Source organism: Crocosphaera watsonii WH 8501 (assembly GCF_000167195.1).
Lineage (GTDB): Bacteria > Cyanobacteriota > Cyanobacteriia > Cyanobacteriales > Microcystaceae > Crocosphaera > Crocosphaera watsonii.
In genome coordinates this window covers 1-12091 of the sequence record NZ_AADV02000130.1, presented here as the reverse complement: position 1 = coordinate 12091, position 12091 = coordinate 1, and the positions used below count along the sequence as shown (strand labels likewise).

The 12091-nt window shown below is 36.8% G+C and carries 10 protein-coding genes and 2 pseudogenes; 7 read left to right on the top strand and 5 right to left on the bottom strand.

Features of this window, described 5'->3' with window-relative positions; genetic code table 11:
* Positions 1-217: 217 nt before the first annotated feature.
* The 5 genes and pseudogenes from CWATDRAFT_RS25065 to CWATDRAFT_RS37695 all read left to right on the top strand — a co-directional run bounded on the left by CWATDRAFT_RS25065 (position 218) and on the right by CWATDRAFT_RS37695 (position 6136).
* Complete coding sequence (locus CWATDRAFT_RS25065) at positions 218-1375, top strand: IS4 family transposase (protein WP_007307626.1); 1158 nt, start codon at positions 218-220, stop codon at positions 1373-1375.
* A gap of 290 nt (positions 1376-1665) precedes the next feature.
* A complete protein-coding gene (locus CWATDRAFT_RS25060; RefSeq protein ID WP_007307627.1) occupies positions 1666-1938 on the top strand; it encodes a PEP-CTERM sorting domain-containing protein in 273 nt (90 codons plus the stop codon).
* A 345-nt stretch (positions 1939-2283) separates the two neighbouring features.
* On the top strand, positions 2284-4317 hold the full coding sequence (locus CWATDRAFT_RS32020) for a tetratricopeptide repeat protein (protein ID WP_071905643.1): 2034 nt from the start codon (positions 2284-2286) through the stop codon (positions 4315-4317).
* Positions 4318-4452: 135 nt separating this feature from the next.
* A pseudogene (locus CWATDRAFT_RS36255) lies at positions 4453-5978 on the top strand (IS5-like element ISCwa2 family transposase).
* The gene (locus CWATDRAFT_RS37695; protein WP_157134174.1) at positions 5960-6136 is read left to right on the top strand and encodes a hypothetical protein; all 177 of its coding nucleotides are present in this window, start codon (positions 5960-5962) and stop codon (positions 6134-6136) included. Before CWATDRAFT_RS36255 ends, CWATDRAFT_RS37695 begins: the two are co-directional and overlap by 19 nt.
* 146 nt (positions 6137-6282) lie before the next feature.
* Here the strand turns inward: CWATDRAFT_RS37695 and purE are convergent, their stop codons facing one another.
* Positions 6283-6807 carry a 5-(carboxyamino)imidazole ribonucleotide mutase gene (gene purE / locus CWATDRAFT_RS25040; RefSeq protein ID WP_021830196.1) on the bottom strand — a complete coding sequence of 175 codons (525 nt, stop codon included), beginning with the start codon at positions 6805-6807 and terminating at the stop codon, positions 6283-6285.
* 173 nt (positions 6808-6980) lie between these two features.
* Here purE and nagA point away from each other — a divergent pair, with 173 nt between their 5' ends.
* Positions 6981-8141, top strand: coding sequence for an N-acetylglucosamine-6-phosphate deacetylase (nagA, locus tag CWATDRAFT_RS25035; protein ID WP_007307630.1), 1161 nt, complete (start codon positions 6981-6983; stop codon positions 8139-8141).
* A gap of 75 nt (positions 8142-8216) precedes the next feature.
* Positions 8217-9317 (top strand): pentapeptide repeat-containing protein, encoded by a 1101-nt coding sequence (locus tag CWATDRAFT_RS25030; RefSeq protein ID WP_007307631.1) that lies wholly within the window; start codon positions 8217-8219, stop codon positions 9315-9317.
* Between the two features lie 38 nt (positions 9318-9355).
* Here the strand turns inward: CWATDRAFT_RS25030 and CWATDRAFT_RS25025 are convergent, their stop codons facing one another.
* The 4 genes and pseudogenes from CWATDRAFT_RS25025 to CWATDRAFT_RS25010 form a co-directional block, all read right to left on the bottom strand.
* On the bottom strand, positions 9356-9721 hold the full coding sequence (locus tag CWATDRAFT_RS25025; RefSeq protein ID WP_007307624.1) for a hypothetical protein: 366 nt from the start codon (positions 9719-9721) through the stop codon (positions 9356-9358).
* A 23-nt stretch (positions 9722-9744) separates the two neighbouring features.
* A pseudogene (locus CWATDRAFT_RS25020) lies at positions 9745-11031 on the bottom strand (hydroxysqualene dehydroxylase); the annotation flags it as partial.
* Positions 11032-11079: 48 nt separating this feature from the next.
* The gene (locus CWATDRAFT_RS25015) at positions 11080-11388 is read right to left on the bottom strand and encodes a class I SAM-dependent methyltransferase (protein WP_007307622.1); all 309 of its coding nucleotides are present in this window, start codon (positions 11386-11388) and stop codon (positions 11080-11082) included.
* A 34-nt stretch (positions 11389-11422) separates the two neighbouring features.
* Positions 11423-12091: HAD-IA family hydrolase (locus CWATDRAFT_RS25010; protein WP_007307621.1), on the bottom strand; the 669-nt coding region annotated here is incomplete at its 5' end.

Sequence of the window (12091 nt, the reverse complement as noted above, 5' to 3'; positions counted from 1 at the left end):
CCTGAGATGCGTGATCCAGTAAAGATTTTAGAATTTCAGTACAAATGAACGGCGATCGCGAAACCTCTTATGCAGTCAGCTTTTCAAAAATTAAATGCGATTGCCCTGCCCCCCAAACTGTTTTGATGCGCGAGCGTCAACTCCTAAAAGAGAGAAAACAATCCGATTTTATGCTAATAATAATCAGATTGTCCTTAATCGTTTTATAACTTAAATCATGAGCTTTTTAGCAGTTTATGAATCTCATTTTACCAAACATTTAACACAAACACAGTTCGAGGCTTTTAGAATTTTACTGTGGTTGCTGACAGTACATAAACAGGTTAGAATAGAAAGGTTAGCAGCTTGTTTTCCTTTACCAATCCTTTATCAAAGTCGTCGTAAACATATCCAGAGATTCCTAGTTTTGTCAGCTTTAGCCATTCCCAGATTCTGGTTTCCTGTCATTAAAGCTATTATTTGTAAAGAATTTAAGACTGGCTCTCGTCTGATTATAACAATTGACCGAACCCAATGGAAAGATAAAAATGTTTTCATGGTTGCTGTTATCTGGAAAAAGCTGGCTTTACCCATCTATTGGACACTTTTAGGGAAAAGAGGAGCCAGCAGATTATCTGAACAACAGGCATTAATTCAACCTGTTCTTTGTCTTCTAAAAAACTATGAGTTAGTCATTCTTGGAGACCGAGAATTCCACAGTGTTAAATTAGCTTATTGGTTGAAACAAAAAAGTAAAAAACAAAAGTTATTCTTCGCTTTTCGTCAGAAACAAGGTACAAACCAGAAAAAAGATGATGAAGATTATCAAACTTTTTCGCAGTTAGGAATGAAACCTGGGATGAAGATGTTTTTAACTGGGGTTTCAGTCACTAAAAATAAAGGGTTTGGAAACTTTAATGTGGGAACATATTGGAAAAGAAAATACAAGGGCAAACAGGAAAAAGAGCCTTGGTTTATTCTTACCAACTTAGACAGTTTATCAGAGGTCTTGAAAGTCTATCGAGCCAGGGCAGGTATTGAAGCTATGTTCAAGGATTGTAAGACAGGGGGTTATAATTGGGAGGGAAGTAAAGCCAATAATAAACGACTAAATTCCTTGATTTTATTAATAGCGATCGCTTACACTGCTACTTCTTTAAAAGGCAAAACATTTCGACAAACCAATCAAGGAAAATATATTGCTCGTCTAACTGAAAAATCAAGACGTGACCGAAGACATAGTAATTTTTGGATAGGACTTTATGGCTCTCTTTGGATTCACGCTTGGGAATTTTGCTCTGATTTTATTTCAATTATGATGAGCAATAATCCCCAGAAACTCAACAATTATAAAAAAGGGTTACAAGCCATGTCCATAATAGATAAGACGGCTTAATTCCCCTATTTTATCTTAACATAAAATAACCAGTGGAAGATGATTTATTTTAGATGTAACTATCCAAAATAAACCAATTTTTATTATTTAATAAAAACTAATATTGCCCAAGGGGTTGATTTTGAGCATCAACCCTGTGGGGGGGAGGACGGTGTAACCCTCCTCCCCCCCACACACACGGCAAGAATGATTATCATTATTGTTTATTCTCAATAAGCCCTCTAGTTTTTGACAATTTATAGAGCGATCGCCACGGCTGAAACCCTCTTTCAATCAGGGTTTTAACGGGCTTGTCACCCCGTGAGGGGGGTGACACCTTCTACGGTTGGGCAAATATCAACATTGATACCGCAACAGATGGCGGTACTGTAACTATTACAGAATGGGCTTATAATAATACTCCCAATGGTTCTATCCTAGTGGGACAAACAGAAGACGAGGAAGTGGCAACTACCCCTGAACCTTCTTCATCCTTAGCTTTATTAGCATTTGGGGCTGCTGGTGTTTACCGTTGGCGTAAAAATCGCAAATCAAAAACTGTTCAAGAAAAGCAAGCTGCTTAACTGTAGGGTGCGTTAGACAGTGTTAATTTAGGTAACTTAACCAAGATTTAGAAATTTGTCGTAACGCACCATAAGAACTCTCTAGGGGGATAAAATGTAAGTAAGTGCAAGAGGTGAAACTATTCTAACTAACTCCTTCCTTGCCATAGGAAACTTACTAAATTTGCTTAATAATTATGAAACAATCTTCGATTCCATCCCCATTGTCCTCCGAAAAAATAAAACAAGAAATTCAAGATCACTTATCAAGACTCTCCCTAGATCATAGAAAAAGACAAAAGACTATATAGTATTGCCAAAATTATTGCCGAATGTTCCTCAATTCATGCCGCAGCAACTGGGTTAATGCAGTTAGAACCATGGGATTTTATGGCAGTTTATTATGATGCCATTGATCACTTTGGTCATGGTTTTATGCGCTACCATCCGCCGCGATCACCTTGGATCAGCGAAGAAGATTTTGACCTGTATAAAGACGTGATTGAAAGTGCCTACAGATTCCATAACATGATGTTAGGAACTTACATGAATTTAGCAGGAGAAGATACCACTATTATTATCTGTTCCGATCATGGTTTTCATCCAGATCGCCTGCGTCCCCAACATATTCCCAACGAACCAGCAGGACCTGCTGAAGAACATCGTCCCTTTGGAATTGTGGCTATGAAGGGACCGAATATTAAACAAGATGGGGTTATTTTTGGGGCACACCTACTGGATATAACCCCAACAATTCTCAGTCTTTATGGCTTACCAGTTGGGCGAGATATGGATGGAAAACCCTTAGTTTCAGCCTGGAAAGATGAAGTTGCCATCGACTATATTGACAGTTGGGAGCAACAAGAAGGAGATGCCGGAATGCACCCCCCTAACCTAAGAGTTGATTCCGTAGATTCTCAAGCAGCACTTGAACAGTTAGTAGAGTTAGGTTATATCGAAGAATTAGACGAAAATGTAGAGGTTCAAGTGGCTAATACCATACGAGAATTACGTTATAATTTAGCCCGTTCTTATATAGGTGCAAATCGTCACCGAGAAGCCATCCCGATCTTAAATGAACTATGGGAAGAATATCCCGAAGAAAGTCGCTTTGCAATCCAACTTTTTCAGTGTCATTTAGCTTTAGATGAGACAGAATCAGCAGAAAAAATAATGGAAAAAGCACTAGGTGATAAACGAGAAGTTATGGAACAAGCGAGGGAAGAATTAAATCAACTTGTAGAAGAATTAAAAGATAAAAAAAGTGAAGATTATACAGAACAAGAAATACATAAACTGCGTAAACTTCGCATGAAAGCAACCCTTAACCCTGATGCGGTTTCCTTCTTCCGAGGATCATTATTATTTGCTCAAGGAAACTATGAAGAAGCAATCAGAGAATTGGACAAAGCTAAAAAAGCTCAAACCCATAATTTACCAAGTTTGTATCTGAAAATGGGTTATGCTTATTTAGGCTTAAAAAAATGGTTTGATGCTGCTTGTTATTTCATGCAAGTATTAGAATTAGATCCGGCCAACCCCGATGCACATTTAGGGTTATGTAAAACCCACCTTAAAGAACATCGAGAGGATAAAGCCTTAGATGAAGCTATGGCTGCATTAAGTCTAATTTATCACAACCCTCAAGCTCATTTCCTCTGTGGGCTTGCCTTATATCGCTGTGAACAAATAACAGACGCTGTTAAAGCTATAGAAACAGCAATTAGTCAAAATCCCATTTTTCCTAATGCTCATCGTTACCTAGCTGGTATCTATTATAAAGAGTTTCAAGACGGAGAAAAAGCGGCTAAACATCGTAACCTAGCAAGAGAAGCGCAGCAACGCATCAAAGACTTTAAGGCAGGGAAAATTGATCTTAATCAAAATGCTGGATCTATATCTGATTGGGTGATTGAGATTAATACGGGAAATAAACCTAAATTAGACGCTCCCATGGAAGATACTGTTATTATCGTCTCCGGGCTGCCTCGTTCGGGAACTTCCATGATGATGCAAATGTTAGCAGCAGCAGGTATCTCGGTGATGACAGATGGAGTCAGAGAAGCAGACGAAAGTAATCCCAAGGGATATTATGAATACGAGAAATCGAAACAGGTGGGCAGTGATAATAGTTGGATACCCGACGCAAAAGGCAAATTTGTTAAAATTGTCGCTCAATTATTGCCAAAACTGCCATCGGGTCAACCCTATCGCATTATTTTCATGCAGCGTCCCCTATCTGAAGTTATCCCATCTCAAGATAAGTTATTAGAACGCTTAGGGAAGAAAGGCAGTAAGCTAACCCCCGAAAAATTGGCAGAAACTTACCAAAAACAGCTTAAACAAGTGGAACAGGTATTAAACTACTATCAAGACATTGAAGTTTTACCCATTAATTAGGGTTTGCTGAATAAAAGCAAAACCCTATTCTTTAAAAGGTTACACCCATATTCGCGATCGCAAAAAAGATCAGCTTTGTCGGCTACAAACCGCTATAATTGGTAGAAACACCTCCCAGTTGTTGGTCAAGAACAAATGTATCGAAAAGAGGAGCAACCTTTACCGCCCCCAGAAAAATTTGAATTACCTTTCGAGGGCAAATTGTCCCCCAATAATCGTTGGGTAATCATGGCAGAGTTGATACCTTGGGATGATTTTGAGGAAGAATATGCTAAACTTTTTTCAGCAGAAAAAGGTGCGCCAGCCAAACTATTTTGAATGGCATTAGGGACATTAATTATTAAGGAAAAATTAGGAACAAGTGATAGAGAAACTATAGAACAGATTAGAGAAAATCCCTATCTACAATACTTTATAGGTTTAAATTGTTATCAACAAGAGCCACCACTGGAATCTTCAATGCTAGTTCATTTTAAGAAAAGAATTGATGGAGAATTGATAAACAAAATCAATAAAAAAATAGTAAAAAGAGAAATAGACAAGAGTGATAAAGAAGTAAAAAAAAAGGATTGTCTCCAAGAAAAAGGAGAAAAAATAAAAAATAAAGGTAAACTAATTTTAGATGCGACTTGTGCGCCAGCAGACATCAAATACCCAACGGATTTAGGCATATTCAATCAAGCCAGAATTGAGACAGAAAGAATAATAGATAATCTTTATAAACCATTAAGAGTAAAATTGAGAAAAAAGCCGAGAACTTCTAGAAAAATTGCTATAAAGGAATACTTAAAAGTAGCTAAAAAACGAAAAGTATCTTATCAAGAAAGAAAAAAAGCTATCGGGAAACAGTTAAAATACCTTAAGAAAAATTTAGGAAATATAGAAGACTTAATTCAAGCTGGGGCTTCCCTGGAAAATCTGAGTAAAAGACAGAAAAATTGTCTAGAGACTATCAAAAAAGTTTATGAACAACAACAGTCAATGTGGGAGAATAAGACCCAGAGTGTTCCTCAAAGAATTGTAAGTTTAACTCAACCGCATATTCGTCCAATAGTGAGGGGAAAAGCAGGAAAACCAATAGAGTTTGGAGCTAAACTCTCAGTAAGCTGTGTAGATAACTATGTGTTTCTAGACAAAATAAGTTGGGAAAACTTCAATGAATCTTGTCATTTAAAAGAACAAGTAGAAAAGTATAAAGAAACGTTTGGCTATTATCCCGAATCCGTCCATGTAGATAAAATTTATCGAACTAGGGAAAACAGAAATTGGTGTAAGGAAAGAGGGATAAGAATCAGTGGTCCGAAGTTAGGAAGACCTCCGAAAATGTCAGTGAAGAAGAAAAGAAACAAGCCCACTCCGATGAATGCTTCCGTAATGCTATTGAGGGAAAGTTTGGACAAGCTAAACGAAGATTTAGCCTAAATCTCGTGATGACAAAACTCCCTGAAACCTCCATTACATCTATTGCTATTACATTTTTAGTTGTCAATCTTTCTAAACTTCTGAGGCAGTTTTTGTCGCTTTTTTTGTCCTTATTTACTAATAATAGAACAGGGGAACTCATCAAACCGCCTTTTATTAATTTTGATTATACTTTAAACAATTTTTATGTACTAAAACTTATTGATCTGTTAGAAAATTCTTGGTCAAAAGTGGCATAAATTTTGGAGAAACTTTTTCAGCAAACCCTAATTATAATGATGCAATCGCCAATCCTAAATTGATTGCAACTCAAGTCAAGGAATTTTTAGGAGGAAAATGGGACGAAAAGGCCATGATAACCGCCATTGATCCAAGTTTGCGCCATCAAAAATCCTAATTCCCGAACAATTATTAATTATTAATTGTTCATTGTTAATTGCTGAGGTACTCCGAATCTCTTGAACTTCCTAATAGCAATTTCTCTTAGTAGGGGTCAACGGCCGTTAACCCCTACAATATAAAAATGGCCTAATCTTAATACTTTTACATCTGTTTTAAATAAGCTTCATAACCTAATTTATCTAGATTTTCTTGTTTATCTAACACCATTTGTTCTAATTCTTGTCGATAGTTTTGTACTTTTTTCAATAAAATAGGATCGTGAGCAGCTAACATTTGAATGGCTAATAGTCCTGCATTTTGGTCGTTACCAATAGCTACCGTAGCCACAGGAATACCTCTGGGCATCTGTACAATGGAATAGAGAGAATCTACCCCTTGTAGGTGACGAGTGGCAACCGGAACCCCGATGACAGGTAATGGGGTCAAAGAAGCCACCATTCCTGGAAGATGTGCCGCCCCCCCTGCCCCCGCAATAATTACCTTTAATCCTCTTTCATGGGCAGTTTGAGCGTAGTTAACCATCCTTTGGGGGGTTCGATGTGCTGAAACAATAGCCACTTCCCAGGGTACTTCAAACCTTTGGCAAACGGCGATCGCTTTGTCCATTGTGGGCAAATCTGAATCACTGCCCATAATAATACCGATTAGGGGAGAAGAAGAACTCATCAGGGTTAAATAGTAGAATAGACTTCCATTTGATGCTATCATTTTAACAGAAATTACTTAATAGTGGGAATAAAAACTTTACTGACTGAGATTCATCTATTCCCATTATCAAAAATGTCATTTCATGGTTTTGAGCAAATGTCAAGAAAAATAACCATTATTTTGCAGAAAAAATGTTAAAAGATATTACTATTATTAACGCGAAAATTCACGGATATCAAGAGCAACAAAAAATCTTGATTAATGGGCAAGGATTGATTGAAGATATCCGTTCCATGGGAGCCGTTAATTCAAATCAGCAAGGGTATAAAATATACGATGCCCAAGGGGACTGGATTTCCTTGGGAGGGGTTGATTTACAAATTAATGGGGGGTTAGGATTAGCATTCACAGATATCCAAGAAAAACACCTCCCAAAATTACATCAAATTTGCGAGTTTTTATGGCACGAAGGTATTGATGGCTTTTTGCCTACCCTGGTAACAACTTCTGTGGCAAATGTACAGCGATCGCTCTCAATTTTTGAGAGGTTTATGAAGACACAAGAAGAAGAGGAACTAGCAACTTCTAGAGTTTTAGGTGTGCATTTAGAAGGGCCATTTTTAAACCATAAAAAAAAAGGAGCGCATCCTGCCCAATATCTCTTAACTCCCTCTGTGGAAGCCATAGAATGGTTATTGGACGGTCATGAATCTATCGTCAAAATTATCACCTTAGCACCAGAATTAGACCTAACGGATGAGGTGATTCCTTATTTATCTTCACGAGGAATTGTTGCTAGTTTAGGCCATTCCCAAGCTAATGCCAAACAAGCAAAAAAAGCCTTTGATATGGGTGCATCAATGGTGACTCATGCTTTCAATGCTATGCCCCCTTTACATCATCGGCAACCTGGGTTATTGGGGGCAGCAATGATTAATCCTAGTGTTTATTGTGGCTTAATTGCTGATGGAAATCATGTTTGTCCAACCATGATCGAATTATTATTAAGAAGTAGTCTTTATGAACAAGGTATTTTCTTAGTTAGCGATGCCTTAGCTCCCATCGGTTTAGGGGATGGGGTTTATCCTTGGGATGATCGACAAATTGAGGTAAAAAAAGGAACTGCCAGACTAGCTAATGGTACCTTAGCAGGAACAACATTGCCCTTATTAGTTGGGGTTCAAAATTTAGTGAAATGGCAATTATGTCCTTTAGGCAATGCCATTGCTTTAGGGACAGAATCCCCGAGAAAAGCCATAGGTTTGCCTGGAATCTCTTCAGGGCAGCCCGCTAATTTTTTACGATGGAACTGGCAACAGGAGAATAGTCAGCTTTATTGGAAAAGACTATAAATAATGGATAATTTAGCATAGTTTTGCGACTATTTAGTGTTATAATTTTAGGTAGGAAATGATTATTGTGTTACTATGTCAGAGTCCTCTCCATCTCTACGTCTCCAAACCGCTTATAATCCTTATGGGAGATGTGTCTTTCTGCAAGTTTTCCCAAGGCCATCTGTAACATCTCAGGGAGAGTTTGTCCTAGACTTAAATTTCCGTTTTAATGAACAGGAAAAATCATTACTAAATGGTCAAATAAAGTTTGGTATCAAAGGAGGTAAACTTAAACTCGACGTACAACAAGGAAAAATTGTCGAACCGCAGTTAAATAAGGACCTTCCCTTTAAGTTAATAGAATCTTATGATCATACTGTTGTCTGGCATTTAATTGCCCAAACGGGACAATCTACCGTTAAAATTGACCATTCATCCCCCTTAGCAACCATTCAACCTAAAGATGAATCTGTTATAGTTACCGTCTCTTATACAATGGATTTAGCCGATATTTCCATCAGCGATGTAACAGGGTTATGGCGACACGATATCCATCCCAATAAACATAGTATTTTAGAACGAAAACTTGCTCAATTTTTGTGGAAAGAAAGACTATCACCCGAAATTTCTCTGATTAAATTAACATCTAATCCATCAGAAGAAGTAAAAATAATAGACAGTCCAACTACTAAGCTCGAAGCGCAACACTTGACTGAGTTACATCAGTTAATTGATAAGCTTTACGAGATTAAAAATAGTGATTTATTGGAACTACTTAAAACTGCACAGTTAAATGCTAAAATTGATCTAGCCGGAGGAAATTTTTTAGCCACTGAGTTAAGTGGGATTGAGTTAAGTGGGGCTAATTTGACTCATAGTAATTTTCGGGGGGCTAATTTGACAGATGTTGATCTGAGCGAGGCTATATTAAGCTATAGTCGGTTTAGTGGGGCTGATTTAAGTGGAGCTTATTTAGGTAATGCCAACTTACAGCAAGCTGATTTTTATCGTAGTAGTCTGGCCTTAGCCAATTTAATTGGGGCTGATTTAAGAGGAGCAAATTTACAAGATGTTAACTTGAGTCAAACCAATTTGAGTGGTGCTTTAGTTAAAGGGACTAAATTTGGAAATAATGAAGGGATGACAACAGAGATGAAAAGTAACCTCATAGAAAGGGGGGGGATTTTCACTTAAGGGTTAAAAGGTGATTTCTTCTACCCTAGAAGTGACAATTATTCATCTGAAGTTAATCCATCTTTGATATCTATAAAAAATTCAACAATATCCATTAAGGAAATTTTCAATAAAGAGAGAATTCCAACGGCAATCAAGAGAATTCCTAAGAAGAAGTTATCATCAGATAAAATTAGTCCTACGACTACGATAAAATAAGGAGAAACAATACCACTAATTTTTTCAACTATAGTAACTGTTTCAGGATTTTCTTTAGTAACTGGCAATTCTCTTCTATTACTGATTTGGCTTAATTCTGTATCGTCTTCAGCAGTTTCTGCTAATTCAGATTCAGAAGGAAACATAATATCAGGAATCTCCATATTGTCTGGATATTGATCTTCTTTTGGTTGTCTTCCAAACATAATTAACCTCTAATTTGCTTGATTTAGGGTAACCAAAACTGGGGAATCAAATTATCAATTATTTTCCGTAAGTTTTGGTTAATTTCTCTCCCTAACTTGATATGGGGTTCATCTGGTTCTACAGGAATAATTGTAGCAGGATTTCCTCCTAATTGTTCTACAACTAAATTAGCAGCTTCTAATCCAGTTACGTAGGCTTTTTCCTGTGACCAAGAACCATGATCAGTAATCACCCAATCTCCACTCAAGTATAAATTAGTTATGGGAGATTTTGCCCGGAGTAAATATTGATAGCTACCAGGGGCAAAATGGGTGACTCCTTGGCGAACTTTAATCACCCGACTCTCCATTATATTAGCATTAGCAAAGCCTGGAACACAAGTGGTTAAATATTGATGAACTTTTTTTATAATTTGTTCATCATTCATGGTTAATAGTTGATTGGCGTGATAAAAATCTGCTTCGATAACACTTCCTGATAAATCTTTATATTCGTCATGAAGATTATTGAGGTCAAAAAATGTCCATCCTGTGGTTTGATCGAAGCCAAAACAAGCGTTAGAAGGTAGGGGAATGTCAACTTTTTTATCAAACCATAAACGGGCTGCTAAAACATCAATTGCCCCTAAATTCGATAAGTTAGAAAATTCTGGGTATTGATTTAATACTTTACTTTCCGTAACTATCTTTTTAATTCCACTAATACTAACACTTGAAATAACAGCATCAGCAGCAAAAATTTCGTTGTCACAGCAAACCCCTTTAGCCACCCCTTTATTATTAACAACAATATCAGTTACTCGCTTATTGGTTAAGATTTTTCCACCCAAACTTTCTATCTTTTCTACCCAAGGTTTAAAGATCATTTCTCCTACGGTTCCCCGACACCAAACCACATCAAAATCAGGTTGATGAGCTAAGATGAAATAATAAAGCATTCCGAGAGTTGCTGCTGCACTACATTGTTCTCCTGGAGCAAATAAACCAACTAATAACATCGGTTCAAAAGCATCTTTATAAAGGCGAGAAGACACCCCAAATTGTTTAAATAATTCCCTAGCGGTTACTTTATCATACCGTTCCCAAGCTTCGGGGGAATTATCAAAATCAATTAAGCTATAAAGTAGGGGTAAAGCAGATAAGCGATCGCTTAAAGGAAAACGTTTGAACTTAGTATAAAGAAAGGTTCCTAACGGGGTAGGTAAAAGAGGTTCATCCTGAAAAATAGGAGACTCTACTTCTAAACCTGCTGGGGAATATTGGGAGGAACGAGTCCAAGTTGTAAACGGACTTAAACCCAGTTCTTTGACATCTTAAACAGAATTTGAAATCATTAAACCCAGTGAAAACTATAATTTTCAGGTTGTTTTGGTGGCAACTCCTTGATACATATACCCGGCAATTTTAGGCATATCCTCCCCATAAAATTCTTGGATCTCAACTTGATTAAATTGAGTTTGAATTAATTGCTTCATATTGCGATTTAAGTGACAACCATCAGCAATAATTTTTTGTAGGGGAGTTAAACGGTTTTGCCAAACTTGGATAGTAGCTTCATCACTTAATCCATGTTCAATAAAATAGAATTGTTTTCCTGGTTTTAAAACACGATAAATTTCTGATAATGCTTTTTCAATGTTAGGAATACTACATAATGTCAAGGACAAATAACATTAGAATAAAAACCCATTTAATGTCCTCCTAAATTAAAAGTTTGGCTAATTCTAGATCAAAATAACCCTTATTGGTTAGATTACCTTTAATAACGGTAAAATTATTATGGAGTTCTCCTAAATGATTTAAGACTAAACTAGCCAAAGAAAAATCTTGATTTTTTGTGTAATCATGTACAGTAATTACTGTTTTCAAATTAGCTTGACTAGCAGCTTGTAGACCATGAAAAGAATCTTCAAAAACTAAACATTCTTCTGGTTTGAGATTCATTTTTTCCAAGACATAGTTATAAATATCAGGAGCAGGTTTTTTATTGGGGACAATATCCCCGGCTGCAATCACTTCAAACCACTGAGGATTTAAGTGTTTTTCCAATAAAGCTAAAGCATTTGGTAAGGCACTGGTTGTGGCGATCGCTAATCTTATTCCCTCCTGATAAGCTTCTTCAATTAAGCGTTTTACTCCTGGGCGTAATTTAATTTCTCCTGAAGATAATAAGTCACGATAATGAGTTGTTTTTGCTTGATGAAGTTGAGGTATTAAGGTTTCTAAATTTTCCTTGATATCAGGATGATATTGTTGTAAGTAATATCTAATTCTTTCCTTACCCCCAGAGATTTCTAATAACTCACCATAGAGACTTTCTGACCAATACCAGTTTAAATCTGCCTCAGAAAAAGCACGATTAAAGCAATT